The 20,861-nt window shown below is 41.9% G+C and carries 17 protein-coding genes and 1 pseudogene; 10 read left to right on the forward strand and 8 right to left on the reverse strand.

Annotated elements, in window-relative coordinates:
• Nucleotides 1–3: 3 nt before the first annotated feature.
• The 6 genes from B5D77_RS09885 to B5D77_RS09910 all read right to left on the reverse strand — a co-directional run bounded on the left by B5D77_RS09885 (nt 4) and on the right by B5D77_RS09910 (nt 8,642).
• A protein-coding gene (locus tag B5D77_RS09885) for an ISKra4 family transposase (protein WP_106908108.1) occupies nt 4–1,067 on the reverse strand; the annotation gives its coding sequence in 2 pieces (ribosomal slippage) (nt 4–911 and nt 911–1,067; 1,065 coding nt in all).
• 622 nt (nt 1,068–1,689) lie between these two features.
• Nucleotides 1,690–1,911 carry a hypothetical protein gene (locus B5D77_RS09890; RefSeq protein WP_106908754.1) on the reverse strand — a complete coding sequence of 74 codons (222 nt, stop codon included), beginning with the start codon at nt 1,909–1,911 and terminating at the stop codon, nt 1,690–1,692.
• A gap of 249 nt (nt 1,912–2,160) precedes the next feature.
• Nucleotides 2,161–4,947 (reverse strand): cation-translocating P-type ATPase, encoded by a 2,787-nt coding sequence (locus B5D77_RS09895; RefSeq protein WP_106908755.1) that lies wholly within the window; start codon nt 4,945–4,947, stop codon nt 2,161–2,163.
• 432 nt (nt 4,948–5,379) lie between these two features.
• Nucleotides 5,380–6,486 (reverse strand): hybrid sensor histidine kinase/response regulator, encoded by a 1,107-nt coding sequence (locus B5D77_RS09900; RefSeq protein WP_106908756.1) that lies wholly within the window; start codon nt 6,484–6,486, stop codon nt 5,380–5,382.
• Nucleotides 6,487–6,618: 132 nt separating this feature from the next.
• Entirely contained in the window at nt 6,619–7,029 is a 411-nt protein-coding gene (locus tag B5D77_RS09905; RefSeq protein ID WP_106908757.1) for a hypothetical protein, read from the reverse strand.
• A gap of 53 nt (nt 7,030–7,082) precedes the next feature.
• The gene (locus B5D77_RS09910; RefSeq protein ID WP_008205060.1) at nt 7,083–8,642 is read right to left on the reverse strand and encodes a hypothetical protein; all 1,560 of its coding nucleotides are present in this window, start codon (nt 8,640–8,642) and stop codon (nt 7,083–7,085) included.
• A gap of 212 nt (nt 8,643–8,854) precedes the next feature.
• Between B5D77_RS09910 and B5D77_RS09915 the strand changes: the two genes are divergently transcribed.
• Nucleotides 8,855–9,346, forward strand: a complete 492-nt coding sequence (locus B5D77_RS09915) for a hypothetical protein (RefSeq protein ID WP_008205059.1) — start codon at nt 8,855–8,857, stop codon at nt 9,344–9,346.
• Here the strand turns inward: B5D77_RS09915 and B5D77_RS09920 are convergent.
• Both B5D77_RS09920 and B5D77_RS09925 read right to left on the reverse strand, forming a co-directional pair.
• On the reverse strand, nt 9,343–10,377 hold the full coding sequence (locus B5D77_RS09920; protein ID WP_008205056.1) for a M42 family metallopeptidase: 1,035 nt from the start codon (nt 10,375–10,377) through the stop codon (nt 9,343–9,345). The genes B5D77_RS09915 and B5D77_RS09920 overlap by 4 nt on opposite strands.
• A gap of 89 nt (nt 10,378–10,466) precedes the next feature.
• Entirely contained in the window at nt 10,467–11,804 is a 1,338-nt protein-coding gene (locus tag B5D77_RS09925) for an OB-fold nucleic acid binding domain-containing protein (RefSeq protein WP_008205055.1), read from the reverse strand.
• Nucleotides 11,805–12,584: 780 nt separating this feature from the next.
• Between B5D77_RS09925 and B5D77_RS09930 the strand changes: the two genes are divergently transcribed.
• The 9 genes and pseudogenes from B5D77_RS09930 to B5D77_RS09995 all read left to right on the forward strand — a co-directional run bounded on the left by B5D77_RS09930 (nt 12,585) and on the right by B5D77_RS09995 (nt 20,860).
• Nucleotides 12,585–12,872 (forward strand): hypothetical protein, encoded by a 288-nt coding sequence (locus B5D77_RS09930; protein ID WP_008205053.1) that lies wholly within the window; start codon nt 12,585–12,587, stop codon nt 12,870–12,872.
• A gap of 1,132 nt (nt 12,873–14,004) precedes the next feature.
• A pseudogene (locus B5D77_RS09945) lies at nt 14,005–14,646 on the forward strand (ISNCY family transposase).
• Between the two features lie 1,194 nt (nt 14,647–15,840).
• On the forward strand, nt 15,841–16,056 hold the full coding sequence (gvpA, locus tag B5D77_RS09960) for a gas vesicle structural protein GvpA (RefSeq protein WP_002735503.1): 216 nt from the start codon (nt 15,841–15,843) through the stop codon (nt 16,054–16,056).
• A gap of 374 nt (nt 16,057–16,430) precedes the next feature.
• On the forward strand, nt 16,431–16,646 hold the full coding sequence (gene gvpA, locus B5D77_RS09965; RefSeq protein ID WP_002735503.1) for a gas vesicle structural protein GvpA: 216 nt from the start codon (nt 16,431–16,433) through the stop codon (nt 16,644–16,646).
• A gap of 441 nt (nt 16,647–17,087) precedes the next feature.
• Complete coding sequence (gvpC, locus tag B5D77_RS09975) at nt 17,088–17,726, forward strand: gas vesicle protein GvpC (protein ID WP_008204983.1); 639 nt, start codon at nt 17,088–17,090, stop codon at nt 17,724–17,726.
• A gap of 537 nt (nt 17,727–18,263) precedes the next feature.
• Nucleotides 18,264–19,304: a gas vesicle protein GvpN gene (gvpN, locus tag B5D77_RS09980; protein ID WP_008204981.1), complete on the forward strand. Its 1,041-nt coding sequence runs from the start codon at nt 18,264–18,266 to the stop codon at nt 19,302–19,304.
• A gap of 29 nt (nt 19,305–19,333) precedes the next feature.
• A complete protein-coding gene (locus B5D77_RS09985; RefSeq protein WP_106909987.1) occupies nt 19,334–19,744 on the forward strand; it encodes a gas vesicle protein in 411 nt (136 codons plus the stop codon).
• Entirely contained in the window at nt 19,701–20,012 is a 312-nt protein-coding gene (locus tag B5D77_RS27175) for a hypothetical protein (RefSeq protein WP_008204895.1), read from the forward strand. Before B5D77_RS09985 ends, B5D77_RS27175 begins: the two co-directional genes overlap by 44 nt.
• 374 nt (nt 20,013–20,386) lie before the next feature.
• On the forward strand, nt 20,387–20,860 hold the full coding sequence (locus B5D77_RS09995) for a gas vesicle protein K (protein WP_039900427.1): 474 nt from the start codon (nt 20,387–20,389) through the stop codon (nt 20,858–20,860).
• The last annotated feature ends 1 nt before the right edge of the window (nt 20,861 follow it).

Genomic DNA, 20,861 nt, shown 5'->3' on the forward strand with positions numbered 1-20,861 from the left:
AAGTTAAAAAAGGCAACCATTTAGATAAGCACAGCGATGACGAAGGACTTGCGGTACATTACAAGATTGCCAACTTGCACCAGTAATTTTAAGACGATGAGCAATTTGTTTAATTTTTGATTCGACGGAGCCAGAGCCAATGGAAATCCCCTCTGCCTGCAAATAACCATAATTGACAATTCGATGTTTATGCTTGTTTAAATAAGTAATAAAATTCTCAACTTGCGGCTCTGACCATCCTTCACAACAAGAGATAGCGGCGTCCACGTCCCCCTTCCATAGAAAACATTTTACCTCCTCAATTCGCTGGAATGACCCGCCAACTTTATAGAGGTTTTCGATTAAATGATACCAATCCAATATTTCAATTCTTTCCTGTTTCTCTCCGATCTCACGAAATAAATTCCAGATACCATCATGTCCATCTCCTAAACAAATTAAAGGCTTGGCCAAAACTTGAGAATTAACCAAATCTAATAAAGCTGAGTTATCTTGAAAAAAAGCCGCTACCCCCAGTTGATGAAAACTCACTGCTTTATAATCACGCCAAATTAAGGCTTTTCCCTTGGCAGTTCTTAGTCGTACCTTACCGCCATCTAGGCTCATTTCTTCCACTTCCACTTCTGGGTTAGACGGTAATTCTTCAAAAGCATATCGATGTACGAGGCGTTGTTGGGTACTGTGAGAAACAGCAATCCCTGTCAATGATTTGATTTTCTGCGCCGATTTTTCGTAGGATTCATCGCCACTTAATAGCAAACAGTTCTTCTCTAACATTGGACTCATCTGAGTCCGAGACTTTATTTCTAATTTTTTCGCTTGTTTTTCTGTAATTGGTAATTCCCCCAAAATACTTTTCACTTTTCTCGTCCGACCGGCAGTTTCTTCTGTGCTTGTTTTGACAAAAAAATACCGATTTCTGGGTTAACATAATGAATCATTAAATCTCTGACTGTCTCCTCTATCTCTCCCAAGTTATTAAATTTCTTAATTTGGGATTGCTCATAGAGACATTGCCCTAACTCTTGACATAACTCTTTAATTCTTTTTTCATTTTCTGATAACATTGAATTATTCCTCCCATCGAGAGCTATTCTGAATTGTAAGTTATAACTATTATAATCTCATTTCTCTTTGTGATCAAGTTGAAGATTTTCTAGTTTTTGACTGCTATAAGTATTAATACTCATTGCATAAGTGAGATGCTCCCAAAAACAGAATATCTCTGGCTGCCTCTTTGATTTTTTTTCTTTGAAAACTTCTCAAAAAAAAGGAGTAATCCCTTGACTTGGGCGGCGGCTTCGGTTATACTTTTCTTACAATGGGAATCTCTGCCTTTTTCTTTGGACTCCACCACTCGATTATATATAAAGTCTTATAAAAATATTATTGCAAAAAGCATTGAAAAAAGCAAGCAAAATTTTGCCGACAATTGTTAAAAAAGTCGGGCTAATTTTTTTTACGGGGGGATATGACTTTAAACGGGTTATTTCTCGGTTATCCAAGCGGTTGAGAGAAGAAAGAGATCGGCAATTGATGGAAGTGCGATCTCCAATCTTGTAGGGTGAGTGTTTGCGGCGATAATCTCTGACAAAAAAACAAATTAATAATCTGCCCCATGCACCAACTTGATTATTAAATTGGTGCGTTACGCTATCGAATGGCGCACCCTACAGGATTAATGTTAACTTATTTTTCAGGAATAGCAGATAGGATAGCTCGAAGTGCTTTGTTTACATCTTCAGAATTTTTGAAAACTTTAGCGACATCCGATTCTAAGGTTACAGTTATTTTTGTCTCATTTACCTGAGAAGCAAAACGATTAGGATGAGCCTTAGTATAATTAAAATTATATTCAGGAAGTAGGTCATCCTGTAAATTGGCGGTGACAATCAGAGAAACTGGTTCCATTGTTTGATACTCCCAATACAATATTGCTGATTCAATCTTAGATCAAAACAATTTTTAATAGTAAGCCAAATCGCAATCAGCTAGAGAACTGGAATTTTACGGCCAAGCCACTAAGCCTTAAAAGTATTGCTATATAAGGATCGTAGCTGAAAAAGCCAAACTACGGTTTTCCCTGTGGATGGGGTTTATCAGTTATGGGATTTGAGTTTTCAATTCACTGTTTACTGAACAATGAAAAAAACTCCCTGATTATCGCCGATGATACCAACGGGTAAATAATTTTTCTAACTCCACCCAAACGAATAATAAGGTACTAAATCCCAAACAGATTAATAATTCTTCTTTAGTTAAAAATTGAGTACCGAAAAAATCCCGCAGAGCAGGAACATAGATTAACATCAGTTGAAAAATTGTCGTCAGGGTTACTGCTACCCAGAGATAGGGATTAGTCAAAGGATTCATTTCTATGGTAAGATGATCGCTCGATCGCACGGAAATGGCATGACCCATCTGAGCTAAACAGAGAGTAGTAAAAACCATAGTTTTCCATGAACCAGTATTACCAAAAAGGGGATCCAAGCGCACAGCGATCAACATTTGAGCGATATTAATAATCGAAAAAATAATCCCAATTCTCACGATATAACTGCCCAAACCGCGAGCAAAAATACTTTCTTGGGGACTAAAAGGAGGGCGACGCATAATATTAGGAGAAGCCGGTTCCACTGCCAAAGCTAAAGCAGGTAAACCATCAGTAACTAAATTCATCCAGAGAATTTGTAGGGGAGTTAGGGGAGTAACTAAACCCAAAAGAGGCGAAGCAGCGATAGTAATCACTTCCCCGATATTACTGCCGAGAATATATTTAATAAAACTGCGAATATTGTTATAAACCACTCGCCCTTCTTCCGTGGCGGCGACGATGGTGGCAAAATTATCATCGAGGAGAATCATATCACTAGCCTCTTTGGTGACATCGGTGCCGGCGATTCCCATGGCAATACCGATATCTGCTTGTTTTAGGGCCGGAGCATCATTCACCCCATCTCCGGTCATAGCGACAAATTTACCCTTTTTTTGCAAGGCGCGGACAATAGTTAATTTATGTTCGGGGGAAACACGGGCATAGATGTTAGTTTTGTCAATGATGTTTTCTAGCTGAATTGGTGATAATTTATCTAATTCTCGCCCTGAGATGACTAAAGCTCCTGCTTGGGCAATACCAAGACTTTTAGCCACAGCTAGAGCGGTTAATTGATGATCGCCGGTGATCATGATTGGACGGATTCCCGCTTCTCGACACCTAGCGACGGCGATTTGTACCTCTGGTCGCGGTGCGTCGATCATACCGACCATTCCTAACCAAATTAGCTCATCTTCGCTGATTTCAGTTGATTCTGACGGATAAATTAGTGTTTTATAGGCTAATCCTAAGACTCGTAAACCCCTGTTAGCCATAGCATTGTTAGCGACTAAGACTTTTTCTTTTTCCCTATCCCCAAAAGGAAGACTTTCTAATCCCGATTGGTAGGAGAGACACTGTTCAAGAATTAATTCCGGGGAACCTTTGGTAAATAGTACGCGATTGACTCCTTGACAAATGACCGACATTCGCTTTCTTTGAGAAGAAAAGGGGATTTCAGCGATTCTAGGGAACTCTTGCTTGGTTAGGGATAAATTTAAGCCCGCTTTCGCCCCTAAAACTAATAAGGCTCCTTCCGTGGGGTCGCCTAAAATGCTATCGTGACCGTTATCGAGGTCTAAACTGGCATCGTTGCAGAGGACACTGGCAATTAAAAGATGATGTAATTCTAGATCGGTTTTGGGATCGATCGCCCGTTGCTCGGTGTCTAAAAATTGTCCTTTTGGGCTATATCCTTCCCCAGTAACTAAAAAACTGCGATTAACTGTCTCTATCTCGCGTACAATCATTTTATTTTCCGTTAGCGTCCCGGTTTTGTCGGAACAGATCACATTAACAGAACCAAGGGTTTCTACTGCCGGCAGTTTACGAATCAAGGCCTGACGTTTAACCATGCGTTGAGTACCTAGGGCGAGCGTTAGGGTGATAACTGCGGGTAATCCTTCGGGAACGACGGCTACTGCCATACTAAGGGAAACTTCGACTAATTCCTCTAGGGCCGACCAACCGGCATTGATCAGGCCGATGGTAATAGTCAGGGCCACTAGAATGAGAGAACCAGCAACAAGGACATTACCCAAGTGAGTCATTCTTTTTTGGAGAGGAGTGGGTTCATTGCCGACTGTTGCTAACATTTGAGCGATTTTGCCTAATTCCGTCGTCATCCCCGTATTGGTAACGATGACCTTGGCCCGGCCTTGCAGTACCTCTGTTCCAGTAAAGACGAAATTTAAGCGATCGCCAAGGGGAGTATCCCTGTCTAAGGGGTCAATGGAGGCGGATTTATTAACACTATTTGCCTCTCCTGTCAAGGCCGATTCGCGAATTTGCAGGTTAAAAGCTTCGATAATTTGGCCGTCGGCGCTGATTTGGGTTCCCGCTTCAATCAGCATGATGTCCCCGGGGACGAGATTAACCGCATCTATTTCTGTGCGTTGACCCTCGCGGATAACATTAACTTGGGGAGAGGAAAGTTTTTTTAAAGCGGCCAGAGCTTTTTCGGCGCGACTTTCTTGCAGATAGCCGAGGATACCATTGAGGATGACAATTGTTAAGATAGCGATCGTATCTTTGAAGGGAACACCAATTTTAGCCAGATGACCGCGCTGCAATTCCAGTAAGTCCAGTCCTCCGGAAATTATGGCCACGGCAATTAAGAGGAGGAGCATAATATTGGTAAACTGATCTAGGAGAATTTGCCAATTACTGCGCCCTGGACGTTCTTGTAGTTCATTTTTGCCATAATATTTAATTCTTTGGGCGATTTGCTCCCTATTGAGGCCATTAACAGCCGAACTACCGAGGATAGATAGGGTGGTTTCCACCGGATAGGTATGCCAAGGTTGTTGCAAGTTAAGGCTAGAATGGGCAGAATAGTCGGCATTAGCGGCCATGGCAAGTGAAGATAGTTGATCTAGATAGATCTTAGCCCTTTCTTTCCAGGGTCACAGAAAAAAACAAATGTTTAAACTGGCTCTTCCTGCTTCGCTACTCCCTCCGGTGCAGTCTTAACGAGTAATGTAGATAAGTAGCTGGTTATAATTAAATTGAAGATATATCCCCCCTTGATCCCCCCTTGATAAGCTGTCCTTTAGTCACATCTTTCTTAACATTTCAAACCTTTGTGGCACAAGGCTTTCAAGACTCGGTTAACAATTTGTAATATTCCTTGTTGACACCCTTACTGACAAAGAAAAAACTGAAATCAAGTCAGGATAAGGGTTGGAGTGCTTACTGCAAAAATTGTTAAGAAAGATCCCTATAAGGGATAGCTTGATAAGGGGGGTGTCTGAAAGTTTTTAACATCTACCTAGTTAGTCAATAGCCTAGTAGGGCAAAGTAAACCAGAATTGTGAACCTTTTTCGTCATTATTCATAATGCCAATTTCACCCCCGTGAGCATGGATAATTTGACGACATAGATATAAACCTAGTCCTAAACTAATCTGATTATTATTGTTGCCTTTTTGATAGCGATCAAATAATTGTTTTCTCTGGGTTTCGCTAATTCCCACCCCATTATCGGCAATAGTACACCAGAGATAATTGCCCTCTAGTCTAGCGGATAAAGTGATAATTATCCCCTGGGGATTGTGTTTAAGGGCATTGGCTAATAAATTCTCAAAAACTCGCCAGAGATGGTGAGCATCGGCATTAACTAAGGGTAAATCGGGGGAAAAATTATTAATTAAAGTTGCTTGATTTTCCTTTAATCTTAACTCCCATTCCTGACCGATCTGTTGACCGATTTCGTAGAGAGATAAAGGCTTTAGTTCTAGGGAAACTCCCCAAAGATCATTCTGTCGGGTTTCGACGAGAGAATCAATTAAAGTTAATTGTCGATCGCAACTGTTGGCCATCTGTTGTAAAATCTTCCGGGATACTTCTTTAGTTTCTCCCTGAGAATTTTTAATTAAATTATTTAAGATCATTGACATCCCAATCACGGGATTGCGGAGATCGTGAGAGACGGCATGAAGATAAATTTCTAAAGTTTCCTCAGTTTTTTGACGTTCTTTAATTTCGTTTTGTAGTTGTTTTTTTTGACGGCAAATAGTTAATTGATTTTCAATGCGGGCCATGACTTCTTCCCCTTGAAAAGGTTTAGAAATATAATCGACACCTCCCACTTGAAAAGCTTTGACTTTATCTAAAACATCATCAAGAGCGCTGATAAAAATCACGGGAATTTCTCTGGTTTTTTGATCAGCTTTTAACTGTTCACAAACTTGATAACCATTGAGATCGGGCATATTAATATCGAGGAGGATCAGATCTGGAATTAGCGATCGCACTGTATTCAGGGCCATCTGTCCATTAATCGCTTTGCGTACCTGATATCCCTTCTCGGTGAGCATAATCGACAATAGCCGCACATTATTGGGCAAATCATCGACAATTAAGACACTAGGGCGCGGTGTGAGTTGAGTCATGCCGGTTATTTTATAACTCAAACTGTTTGACTAAAGTGTATAAAAAAACAGGGGCTTGCCGAAAAAGTTTTTCCTGGGGGCAGCCTGTCGGGTGGGACAAGCGAGAAAGTCTCCTTACCCTACAGCAATCCCCTAGGGATTGTTGCCCATAAAAAAAGCACGGAATCCCACAACAATCAAGGAAGCGCTCAAGAGAGTTATTAATGTCCAAATTTGGTTACTTTGGGTTCCTTCCACCTTGATCAGTCGATTATCGATACTATCGGCTTTCTCTGTTAAAGTTGCTAGTCCTATCTTCACATCGGTGACATTTTTCTGTAGGTTGTCTAGCTTTTGATCGACATTTTTTTGTAAGGTTTCTAGCTTTTGGTCAAAACTTTTGGCGAGATTATCTAGCTTTTGGGCAAAACTTTTTTCGAGATTGTCTAGCTTTTGGTCAATATCTTTCTGGAAAGTGTCTAGCTTGCGATCAACACTTTTAATACTATCTTTAATTTCCTTGAGGACAGATTCGAGGGAATAGGTAACGTTTTCTGCTGTCATTGCGGTTAACTCCTATCAGTCGAGAGATAATTTCATTATCGATAAAAATCCTCTTAATTCTCCACTTGATTTTTTTCGGGAAATCTCGCCTCATCTTCCAATTTATCGCTGATTTCCGGCAGTTTTAGCAATATTCCAGCGAATAACCAATAGTAAATAGAAACGGGATCGACGGAGAGAGGATAATAGTAGGGGTTATAGCTAATAAAAAGTAGGAAAATCCAGATACAGAGACCCCAATGCTTTAAAGCCGCATTTTTCACCTTTAAATAGGACTTAAAGGTGAGAATACAGAGAATTGTCACCAGTGCCATAAAAGCGATAAAACCGACAATACCGATTTCGTAGAGGAGTTTAGCGTAGTAGGTCTCAATTAGTCTTATCCCTTCTTCTCCCACTATATGACGAGAGCCAGTGGTGGCTGTGCCTAAACCAAAACCAAAAAGCTGTACATATCTGAAGATCCACTGGATTTGATTGACTACAAAGTCAATGGGAGATGAATATAGCCAGCGACCGATAAAATTTAGCCCTCTTTCCCGAATAAAGGGAATTAACGTCACCGCAAGCAGGGAAAGCAGCCCCAAGATTCCCAATTTTAATGGTAACTTTTGTTTATTTTTGCTAGTAGCAATAAAAAGAACCAAGTAAAACAAAGGTACTAGCAATAAAGGTAATCTTTGTCCAGAAACCAGAGTCGCAAGGAAGACTAAAACCATTGCTACCCAACTGGCGACGCGCCATCTTTTTTGTGAATCACTAAAACTGGCTGCGTAACTGATGACGCTACTAGATACTAAAAACCAACCCCATTGCCAAGGATCGGAAAATGTGCCGGGGAGACGAATTAAGCCTCGATCGGGATTATACAACACCGAACCCCCGACAAAACATTGAGCTTTCAAGGTGGCTTTGTCGGTAATATCTGGATAAAATTGGGTGTCGGATTTCGGGGCAACAACTTCCAGTTGATTGAGGAATTCATTATCGGGACAGATACCTTGGACGAGTAAGAAGTATTGAACTAGAGCTAAAACGCAACAGAATAAGATCATCACGATTAAAAGCCGATTAACCACGAATAAATCCCGTTTTTCCTTGATTAGATAGTAGCCACAGAGAACCAGGGGAATATAACCGAGGAGGGTTTTTAATCCCACAATTCCCACGTCAATTGCTCCTTCGGGTAGATTGACAAAAAGAAAAGTTATCAAGCTGCTGACAATTAAAATCAAAGCTGTGATGAGAAAAGGCTTGATTTTGGGGCTTAATTGCTTAAAAGTTTTGGTTTTAAGTAAAATTGCCGCTAAAGCTGGGAAATAAAAGGCATCCTTGGCGATTTTGTAGAGAGCATAGGATGGCTCTTCACCAATAAAGTTGCCCTTTACCTGAAAAACTCTCGCCACGGCAAAAGTGACGGTACTACTCAGGGGAAGATAGATGATTAGGGCTAATAATCCCAGACGGGGATGGATAAAAGAAGCGACCATGGCAGGAACTGCGAAAATTCCCAACAAGGCGGCTTTTTTGTCCAATACAATCCCTAAAACTAGACTAATTATTATGGTAGAGATCGCTAGTATATTTAGTAAGAGATAGTTTCTCTCTTTCATATTGTGCAGCTTTGAGCAGGTTTAGGAGAAAGTGTACCAGATTTTTGCCGAGATTCTCATTCTCAATGGGGAAGTGGGGAGCTTTTCAGTCATCAGTTTACTGATAACTGAAAAGCTGATCACTGATTCAAGGCTGATGGCCGAGAGTTTCCTTTTGCTTCTTAGCTTTTGCTATACTTATGTAAAATTTTATTGATCTCGATCTTGACTCCGTGGCCGAAAATCTTTCTTTTCAAGACCTTTATCAAGCTGGCATCAGTGCTTTTGAGCGTGGACAATATCGTCTTAGTATCGAGCAATTAAATGCGGCTTTAGCCTTAATTTCCTTAGGCTCCCGAGAAGGGGGTGAGATCCAAATTTGGTTAATTTCTGCCCATCAGGGGTTAGGAGAGGGGGAGAAAGCTAGTGAAATCTGTAAGCAACTTATTACCCATCCTATCTATCAAATTCGCGAACAGGCCAAGCGTCTGCTTTATATTATCGAAGCTCCCCGTCTCAAACGCCCAGATGAGTGGATGACGAAGATTCCCGATTTGGAGAAACTTCCCGACAGTACAGCGCAATTTAAAAAGGGAACAAATAAACAGAAAAAAGAAGAACCCCCCGCACCCATGCAGTTAGAGCATCATAAAAATACTGTTTTTAGCGGACTAGCGATCGCTATTGTTCTATTGATGCTCTGGTTTTTTGCTAAAAATAGCTAAATTAGTTGACAATAGGCTTCTAATATGCTAATGCAGTTAGCTATGGCTCCTAGATGGGCGATTTCATAACCGTGGGTGTTTTGGGTGGGAAAACCTAAGCAAGCGGCCCTAGCTATATGACCAAATTTCATGGCAATGGAGGCATCGCTACCAAAACCACTAATAACGGCTAATTGCAGGGGGATTCCCGCCTTTTCGGCCGCTATTCTCAATTCTTGATTTAATTGCTCATCATAGATACCGTAACCATCCTGAGACAATAACACAGGACTGCTGCCATCCTGAATCGGATATTCAGGAGCGAGGGGACAGATTTCTAGGGCAATTAAAGCATCTAAGCGGTTATTTGCGGTGAAAAATAAGGCCCCTAAGGCTCCTACCTCTTCCTTGGCTGAGGCAACCAGATATAGATCCACCGCAGGGTTAATTACTCTGGCCGCTAGTTCTAAAAGAATCGCCACGGAAGCTTTATTATCGAGGGTATAACTGGCAATGTAGTCTTTTAGTCGAAAGGGTTGTTTTCGGTGTTTTCCCACCACGACTCGACTACCGACGCGCACCCCGCAAGCGTCTAATTCTTCTGGAGTCAATTTCGTCTCTATCCATGCGGATTCCCAGGTGACGGGTGTGTTTTCCTGCTGCACTTTTTGCGGGGATTGATGGGAAATATGACGGGAACCAAAGGAGAGAATCCCCGCTCTGGTTTCTTGATCACCGATAATATCTACCACCCCCTCTCCGTAAATCCAAGGAAAAGCTCCCCCAAGTTGGCGAATTTGCAGAGTACCATCGGGATTAATTGCCTTGATAATAGCGCCAATTTCGTCTTTATGACCAGTAATAGCGATTTTTTGGGTCGAATCCCGTCCTTTAATCTTGCCGATGACATTTCCCGCTTGATCTTGCCATGTTTCTAATCCTAACTCTTGAAAGCGTTCTAGTAACAGGCGATCGATTTCCGTCTCCATTCCACTAGGAGAATGATGAAGGACAAGAGTGGCAATATTGTCAAAGAGGTGATCAAAATCCATATTTGTCTTGATTTGTGGGTCGAAAGAGAATTATTATCGAAACTGGAAGCCGAGAAGGTTTTACAGTAACAATAATTGCTAGTTACCATTTAATGATTAATCAGAGGTGCAGAATTAGCCAGAAAACCCGCAACTTTTAGAGACTCTAGCACCGAATTGTCGTCCTCTACCCAATAGTTTTGTCCTAAACGCACAAATTGACGCTGAGTTCCCGCACCGATGCTGGCAATAACGGGAACTTTTGCCTTTTGTTTGTCTCCCGATTGCAGAATACTTTTAAGAAGATTTTGACGATTTTGGTTGACGACATCTTGCAGGGATAAGTTAACCATCACCATTTTAATGGTTTCGATCGGTTCCGCATCTTCGATAATTAATTGTACCCGATCATCTCGGCGATCAACTTTTCCCCACACCATTAAAGTTGCTTCCTCCACTAATAATTTTTGCAGACGTTCGTAGCTATCGGAAAAAACCACCGCTTCCGACTGTCCCGAGGCATCTTCTAGGGTTAAAAAGGCCATAGGAGTCCCCTTTTTGGTCATAATTTTCTTGACAGCATTTAATAAGACAATGGCACTGACTTTTTTTCTGGTTTTGTGTTCTTCTAAGTCAGCTAAATTGATGGGAGATAGGACTTGAGCCGCTCTTTGTAAAGCTTTTAAAGGATGTTCGGAAACATAAAAACCCAAATGCTCTTTTTCCAGTCTTAACTTTTCCTGTAGGGAAAAATCTTCCACTGCGGTGGCACTGGGAGACTGTTCAAACTCCGATTCTTGTTTATTTTCTATGCTCCCTCCTAGCATATCAAAAATATTCATTTGACCACTTTCTTTCTCTTTAGTGCGTTTTTGCGCCCAAGCAACTACTAATTCTAAATCTTCAATTAATTGATGGCGATTCGGTTGAATTTTATCAAAAGCACCAGAATAAATTAGCGTTTCTAAAGCTCTTTTATTGATCACTCGTAAATCAACACGCTCGCAAAAATCTCCTAGGGAAGTAAACTTTCCTCCCGTTGCTTCCCGCGCTTTTAAAATAGCCTCGATCGCATTTTCGCCCAGATTTCTAACTGCGGACAAACCAAAGAGAATTTTGCGCCCAATCGGGGTAAAATGTTTTTGCGATCGATTGATGTCGGGAGGTTCGACATCGATATTCATTTTCTGACAGTTTTCTCGATACTTTTCCACCTTATCCTGATTATCGCTACTAGCAGTTAGTAACGCTGTCATATATTCCACAGGATAATTAGCTTTTAAATAAGCGGTTTGATAGGTGACGTAAGCATAAGCGGTAGAGTGAGATTTATTAAAACAATTGGAGGCAATTAACCCGTTGCCCAGCAAAAAATTATGATCTTTCTCCACACCAATATCATAAACTGGTTTCCTTCCCAGGGATTGACGACCGATAATTTTAACCATATTAGTAACCCAACTCTCCAGAGATTTTGACAACGGTGCTAATAGAAATATAGCATTTATTTGTTCCCTCAGGCTCCCCAGGGCAAAAAAATTACCATATTGATAACTAAAGTGTATATTCTACTGACAATAGATTAGGATCAAATTAAACAAGAGCATCGAAAATTCGGGTCGAAAACACCGCCGTTTGGCTCTTCTGGTTTTTGTGTGGAAGTAAGAAGAATAGGGATAATTTGGGTGCATCTCAATTTGGTTGAAATATCTATAGGACATTTTGGGCGCACGCGGTGCGCCCCTACCATTGGCGCATTATTGTAGGGGCGAATTGCCTTCGCCCTCTTTGAATAACTGCTGCTGCTCACCTATAGGTGACGGAAAGTCATAAATAGGAGATGCAGCCGATAATTTTCGGGAAATACAGTCTTTAAAGCCTTGTGGCCAGACTACTAGGAATGATAAACACTGATTATCACACAAAGTCGAGGAGAGCCGCCGTTTTAGGTTGGATTTACTATTAAATAGTAGCGCATTTAAACGATCTGCTTCGAGAGTGGTAGTGCCAGTAAAAATATTTTGGACCCAGGGCCTGGGGTGTCGGTGTCAGTCTGTAGAGCCACTATGCAAAGCGGGACAAAATGCAGCAGTGGAGATAGCCAAGAAACCTGGCCACTGACGGCAAGGACTTATATCGCACCTTGACCAGAGGTCAGCAATGGGTGGTTCAGGGATTGTGTTATAATTCTGGCCAGGCCATCAAGGGATTTGAAAAGGAGTAACACCATGAGTCTATCTTCAGAAGCCTATCGCCAAGCCCTCGTGCGGGATGGAGAACGGCGCTATCAGGAATGGCACCAAAATTATCACAACCAATGCCGTCAATCAACGGCTGAATACCAAGCTCGTTCGGCCCAACAACGCCCAACAAACCAACAACGCCCAACAAAGCCCTGGATTTCCTCGGAAGCCTACCGCCAACTTTTGGTCAAAGATGGGGAGCGGCGTTTTGCGGAATGGCATGGCCAGTTTTTAGACTATCAACGACAATTTCTGGCCAGTCAATCCACCTAAACGGATGTCAACAAATCCGCATTACAGCAATCTCTGAAAATAGTGGCCAGAGTCCACGAAAAAATAGCTAATACCATTTTTCTTTATTCGGGGCAGGCATCCTACTCCCCCCCACCCCCCCTTGCCCCCCCGAAGTCGGGGGGTTGGGCGTGAGGGTAATTAACCGTCTCTGGCATTACTTTTGAAAAACGATATAACACCAGACAAGATTTACTACATAACATCTCAAGAAAGCTCGTTGATGAAAACGAAATCATAGTAGCAGAGAGCCTTTGTGAAAAAGGATTAGCGCCTACCAAATTAGCTAAATCAATACATGATGCTGGTTGGGGAATGTTGCTAAATTTCTTAAGCTGCAAGCTAGATAGAGAAGAAAGATTCTTTGACGTTAAGTAAGCTAAGACGTATTTAGGGTTTGCTGAATAAATGTGAAATGTCGGCAAGGTAAGGGTTTTGTGGCTTTACGAGCGAAACAGGTGCAAGATTTTGAGAGAATCGTGCTTCAAAACCTTGCGTCTTCATCGGCCCGCATCCTGTAGGGGCGAAGCATTCGGATAGAAAATCTACGGTTTCACCGATAGGTTATTGCCCGAATGCTTCGCCCGTACTTTTTCAGCCAGCCCTATTTAAAGCTCTTATTCTTGGATTGGCCGAATCTCCTCCAATCAGGGTGAGGGCATCTCAAACGCTATTGACAATTGGCCAATTTTGTGATAGGCGTGGGCATCTCAAGTGATACCAGTCAATCAGAATAGTTACGAAATCTTAACATTTGGTCGATTTTTGCTTAACAATTGAGATGAGAAATTCTACTCAAATATGCCTGAATCGCCCTCTGGGTAAGCAACTCACACGAAGTTCATTTTGTCAAGGGTTGTTAAGATGCGCTTACTTTCCCCTGTTGCTTATCTGGTATGAACTGTGTAAAATACCTATTACTCTCGGTTCCCAGATCACCATAGGTGGTGTTTTAATAACTGATAAAACTACCCGCAGTGATATTGGTTCAACTTATGTCACGACAGGCAGTGGACAGCTTAATCGAAAAACACTATGTGTGGAAAATGAGCGAACCGTCAGTTATTAATAAAAATCCCTGCTTCCAATCATTTCTTAAACCTCTGCCTTGATGATGAATTTTCTGATCAATATTTTTTTGTGGCTCGTGTCCGGCTTACTCAAATATCAGCCTAGCAGAGAACAAAATCTCCGCCCTAGTTCCCCTGTATATACTTGTCCTAGTTGTGGTTCTCACCATACTATCAAGAACGGTTCTACTCATAATGGGAAACCCAAACGTCAAGAGCAAGAATGTAGTCAACCGTTTGTGAGCAATCCCACTAATAAAACTATCTCTCCCGATACCAAACAATTAATCCCTCAACTCTTGCTCGAACGAATTTCCTGAGGAGGAATTGTGAGAGTAACAGGGGTAAGTTGCTCATGGTTACAAAATTATGTCAACAATAAACTGGCGGCTGTTCTGCGTCAAGTAAAGGTTTCGGACAAACCAAAAGGTAAATTGCTCATAAAATGTGATCAGATGTGGTATTTTCTTTTTTCTAAGACGATAAAGGTGTATATTTGGCTGGCAATTGATAGAAAGACAAGGGAAATTATTGGTGGCTATTTAGCAGATAGGAGTCGCCAATCAGCCCAAAAACTTTGGGCAGGTTTACCCGGTGTTGACCGACAATGTGCTGTTGCTTACACTCATTTTTGGGAGTCATATAAGACAGTAATTCGGGAGCATCTCATTTATGCAAGTGAGTAATTATACTTGTCCCTAAAACTGGTTTCTAGTAAGGCTTTCAAAATAGTTTGACATAAAACCTGATTTAGGGGTTACAAAGGTGAGATGCTCCCCAGTAATTCCGAGTAAACGTCATCGAGCGGTAGGAAAAGAAACTGGTCAAACTAATCCCATTGAAAGACTTAATAATACCTTTCGACCAAGGGTTTCTCTGTTGGTGAGAGAGATTCTATCTTTCTCTAGAAAAATGTAGAATCACGTTGGGGCCGCTTGGTATTTTATCCATGGCTACAATGCACAGTAAAGCAAAGCATTAAGGCTCCATCACCACTACCGAATCACCACCCAGAAAAGTCAAAAGGTAAATTAGTCAGAGAGTGTGATGAAATGTAGTCATTGGTTTTTTTAAGACGATAAAGGTTTATATTTGGCGGTTAATTGATGGAAAGACAAGGGAAATTATTGGTGGCTATTTAGCAGATAGGGGTCGCCAATCAGCCCAAAAACTTTGGGGCTAGTTTACCCGGTGCTGACCGATAATGTCCTGTTACTTACACTGATTTTTGGAAGTTATATAAGACAGTAATTCTGAGTAAACATGATCGAGTGCTAGGAAAAGAAACTGGTCAAACTAATCCCTTTGTAAAGACTTAATAACACCTTTCGACCAAGAATTTCTCTGTTGGTGAGAGAGAATCTATCTTTCTCTAAAAAAATGGAGAATCACCTTGGCGCTGCTTGGTATTTTATCCATGACTACAATGCGCAGCAAGGCAAAGCATTAAGGATCCATAACTACTAGAGAACCATCACCAGAAATTTTTGTCAAGTTAAAATTGTACCAAATTTAGATGAGCTTACCCTGTATAGATGATTTCCTGACCTCAGATCACATTTTATTGTCTTGTCAACTTCAATCTAAAAACCGAGAAAAAAGCAAAACCGTCCATCGTACCATAAAAAAATTATGCAATAGGTCTAATGTATCGGACTTATCTGAGAAATGATTACACACTTCTTAACGAAAAAAATGAGAAATCCCTACATACTTCTTAACAAAAAACATCTAACTTAGGTATTGACAACGACAAATACAGGGTGTTATCTTTAAAAGTGCGGAAGTGATGAAGGCAGAAACCCCAAATAAGTTTCTGAATCCTCCATGACCTCAGCATTGTACACTTTCTATGAAAACAACAAAAAGGTATACCTACCATGGCAGTTGAAAAAACCAACTCTTCCTCTAGCTTGGCTGAAGTTATTGATCGTATTCTTGACAAAGGTATCGTTATTGATGCCTGGGCTCGCGTCTCTCTGGTGGGCATCGAATTATTGGCGATTGAAGCTCGTGTAGTTATCGCTTCGGTTGAGACCTACCTCAAATATGCTGAGGCCGTTGGTCTGACTCAATCTGCGGCGGTTCCTGCTTAAGGATCGATCACAGATTCTCCCATCTGCTGAGTGAAAACCCAACCAGGTTTTCCAGATTCTCGGATTTTCTTTGATCCCTATTGAGTTTAGTTACCCGTCTCTTGGGGCGCAATAGTCTGTAATTGACAGGCTTGGCACGGCAACGGATAGCGGAAACAAGGCTAGACACAGACAAATTATTTTTGTCACCGTGTTTTTAGCGCTTGCTGCTACGTTTACCGCCTATCACCGGAATGTAAGGCTCGCTGTTTTTTGCGATAGAAACCCATTCTTTGGCTAGGAGGCCACGCCCCTTGGTCTGGTGTAGTTTGCTATCTCAACTTTTGGATCAGCACTGTACACTTTCTATACAAACAAAAAAAGGTATATCTACCATGGCAGTTGAAAAAACCAACTCTTCCTCTAGCTTGGCTGAAGTTATTGATCGTATCCTCGACAAAGGTATCGTTATTGATGCCTGGGCTCGCGTATCTCTGGTGGGTATCGAATTATTAGCGATTGAAGCTCGTGTAGTTATCGCTTCGGTTGAAACCTACCTCAAATATGCTGAAGCTGTTGGTCTGACCCAATCTGCAGCGGTTCCTGCTTAAGGATTGATCCCAGATTCTCCTATCTGCTGAGTTAAAACCCTACTGGGTTTTCCAGATTCTCGGCTTTTCTTTAAATCCCTATTGAGTCTAGTTACCCCTCTCTTGGGGCGCAATGGTCTATGATTGACAAGGTTGGCACGGCAACGGATAGCAAAAACAAAGCTAGACCCATACAAGTTATTTTTGTAACCGTGATTTTGACCTTTGTAGCTAGGTTTACCGCCTATCGCCAGAATGTAAGGCTGACTATTTTTCTGAGTAGAAAGCCATTTTGGGGGTGGGAGGTTGCGCCCCTCAGTCTGGGGTAGTCCCCTACCTCAACTTTGGGATGATAAGAAAAGTCGAAATCTGCTGTCTCTCCCCCCAGTCTCCGTGAAGGTTTTTCTAACGGGTGATTGGGTCAAATCCATTCCATAGTATTTAGTAATTGAGGACAACCCCATGCCTGCTCTCATGGAACAGTTCCGCCAGGATCGTTTATCGATTGCTGAAGAAGTAGCTAAACTCTCGCGAGAAGTACAATCTTTTCTGTTGGATGTCAAAACTGAAAGACAAAAACAAGCGCAAGAACAGGCAACTGCTTTGCGCCAATCTTTCCAAAAAGTTCAACAGGAAAGCCACTTGTTTTTAACAGCTACCCAAAAACAGCGTTTAGCTCAAGCGGAAAAGCAAAAAGAGGATTTACGTCAATTTCAAGAACAACGTTTAGCGGAAGCCAAACGGCTAGACAACGATTTACGTCAACAGCGTCTAGATCGAGCCAAACAGCTGAAAGAGGATTTAAGTCAATTCCAAGAACAACGTTTAGCAGCAGCAAAACAGCTGGAGAACGACTTACGTCAACAGCATCTAGATCGAGCTAAACAGCTGAAAGAGGATTTAAGTCAATTCCAAGAACAGCGTTTAGCGGCAGCGAAACAGCTAGAGGACGACTTACGCCAACTTCATCTAGATCGAGCTAAACAGGTGAAGGATGATTTAAGTCAATTTCAAGAACGACGTTTAGCTGAAGCGAAACAGCTAAAAGACGAATTGCGTCAATTTCGTCAAGATTTGTCTATCTACGTTTTTGGCAAATAAATCTCTAGGTTAATTCCAACCCACTTAACCCTAGGGCTAGAGTAAAAACCCTCTAGTCCCTTTTCCTGGCTAAACTAGAGGACTATCTGAGAATACAACAATAAGCCTTTGGTTTTAAACCTGCCATGCTGATCCTGCTTTTTTAAGTTTCTAGACTCAACGTAGGGGTGGTCGGTTCCTGTATGGGCGACTCTAGGGTTCTGGTAAATTAAGAAGTATTATAGAACTTCGCTTAATTTATAGTTAATGTTGTCATTATTAGTCTTTTATTGACAAAGGAGGTAAGTGAAAAGGACTGCATCTGCCCAGAGCTTGTCAAGGTTCTAGAGCTAATTGATGACAGTTCCTAATCTTTTGCGATATTATGTAGGTAAGCCTTAAAAGCCAAAGACGATTAAACTTGCCGTAAAATTCGGGTAACACGAGCGTCCTTGCCGACTCGGTTATGAAAGGTAAACCTGAACCAGCAGTTGTTAGCTCGAGAATATCCGTCCGCTTCAGGCGGGGATTATCAATGGTATTTACTAGATTTCGACTATGACATTTACTGAAACTCAAACAAGAAGAGCCGTCCTCTGCCTTCGCCCCGGTCAATTTGTTGTTACGCCTTCGATTGATCACATTGCCACTCGCGCCCTACGTTATCTAAACTCTGGTTTTTCCATTCATCTATGTGGTCCAGCAGGAACGGGAAAAACCACCTTGGCAATGCATCTGGCCAATTGTTTGGCCAGACCTGTAATGCTCATCTTTGGCGATGATGACTTTACCAGTTCCGATTTAATTGGTAGCCAGTCTGGTTATACCCATAAAAAGCTGACGGATAACTATATCCACAGCGTTCTCAAAGTTGAAGACGAGCTAAAACACAATTGGGTGGATTCTCGCTTAACAATGGCCTGTCGAGAGGGTTTTACCCTAGTTTATGATGAGTTCAATCGTTCTCGACCTGAGGTCAACAACGTTTTACTCTCTGCCTTGGAAGAAAAAATTCTCACCCTGCCGCCCACTAGCCATCAACCCGATTACCTACAAGTCAATTCTCAATTTCGGGCAATTTTCACCTCCAACCCAGAAGAATATTGTGGGGTTCATGCTACCCAAGATGCTTTAATGGATCGGTTGGTAACCATTAATATGCCTGAACCAGACCAACTGACTCAGACTGAAATTCTTGCCCAAAAAACGGGGATTGGTCGAGAAGATGCCTTATTTATTGTCAACCTCGTCAAAACCTTTCGGGTGAAAACTGAGGCTGAAAAAACCTCAGGTTTGCGCTCTTGTTTAATGATTGCTAAAGTCTGTGCCTCTCACGATATTGTGGCTAGTCCCTCTGATGCGGATTTCCGTGATATCTGCGCCGATGTTCTTTTGTCCCGCACGAATTTATCTATTGATAAGTCAAGAGCAATTTTATGGGAAATCCTCGACGACAATCCGGTAGAATCCTTATCCGTTCTAGAGGAAACGGAGCCTTCCGAAGACCAAGCGTCAACTTCTGAGCCTTCGACGGGAAATCAATCGTTCAAAGCCATTCAATCTTTACTGCGAGGCAACTTGCCCCAGCGGAAAGACTAATTTTATACTCTTATTGAGTGAAACCAACCGTGACTTCTTCCACTTTTGCTGGCTCGCTCAAAACCCAATCAAACAACGCCCTGAAAACAGCAACTCAAGGTTCGGGTTTAGCGGATATCCTCGAGCGAGTTTTAGATAAGGGAATTGTGATTGCTGGCGATATTTCCGTTTCGATCGCCTCCACTGAACTTATAAATATCCGCATTCGTTTGTTAATTGCCTCTGTTGATAAAGCCAGGGAAATGGGAATCAACTGGTGGGAAGGAGACCCCTACCTCCATAGCCAATCCCAAGCTTTACTGGCAGAAAATCGGCAGCTTTCACTCCGACTCCAAACCCTAGAAACTGAGCTTGAAACCTTAAAATCCTTAACCCAATTGAGTGCAACGGAGAGCCATGATACCAGTCCGAACGATGAAGCACATTCCTCAGATGCGTGAAATTCCTCACTTGAATCCTCAAAGGGTAGGAAATTTACACGAGTTGACGATTGCCCCCCTTGATAAAGCCAGAGAAACGGCGATTAACGGCTTGCAAGGTTATCCCTACCTCCCCAGCCAATGCCAAGCTTTATTCGCAGAAAACCTGGAACTTTCACGCCGACTGCAAACCTTAAGATCCTTAGGAAAATTGAGTGCAATGGAGAGCCGTGATAGCAGTCAGAACGATCAGTCACATTCTCCATATACAGTGAAATTTCTCAATTGAATCCTCAAACGGTAAAGAAGTTTACACGGTTAATGATTGCCTCTGTTGATAGAGCAAGGGAGATGGCAATTAATGGGTGGGAAAGCGACTCCTATCCCTATAGCCAATCCCAAGCTTTATTAACAGAAACCCCGGCAGCTAAACTTTAAGCCTTAAAATCCCTACCCCAATCGGGGGCAATGGAGAGCCATGATACCAGTCAACAATGATCAAGCACATTCCTCCTGTCGGCGAAGTTCCTTACTCGAATCTTCCCAAGGCAGAGGAAATTTGACATTGTTTAATTACATCATTTTTTCCCTCAGATAAAATTTCTTGGCCAAGCCCCCCACTAGAGACCACCCTTAAGAACTCCTCATTTACCAACTCCAACCATGACCCTTGCTTGCACACCTTACGATTCTGATAATCAAGCCTTGCTGACCAGTCCAGAAAGTAGTAGCCAAGCCGGTTTAGCCCCTTTACTGTTAACTGTTGTGGAACTGGTACGCCAACTGCTCGAAGCCCAAATCATTCGCCGGATGGAAAAAGGGGTTCTCAGTGAGTCTGATTTAGATAGAGCCGCAGAAAGTATCCAAAAATTGCAAGAACAAGTTCTCTATTTGTGTGAAATTTTTGAGGTCGAGCCAGAAGAGTTAAATGTCCACCTAGGAGAGTTTGGAACTCTTTTACCGGAAGCAGGGAGTTATTACCCAGGAAAGGAGGGTATTAAGCCTTCTGTGTTAGAATTAGTGGATAGACTCCTCAATACGGGAGTTGTTGTGGAAGGAAATGTTGATCTGGGTTTAGCTCAACTAGATTTAATTCATCTAAAGCTTCGTTTGGTTTTGACTTCTCATCCGCTTTAAT

Source organism: Microcystis sp. MC19, from assembly GCF_003019735.1.
Lineage (GTDB): Bacteria > Cyanobacteriota > Cyanobacteriia > Cyanobacteriales > Microcystaceae > Microcystis.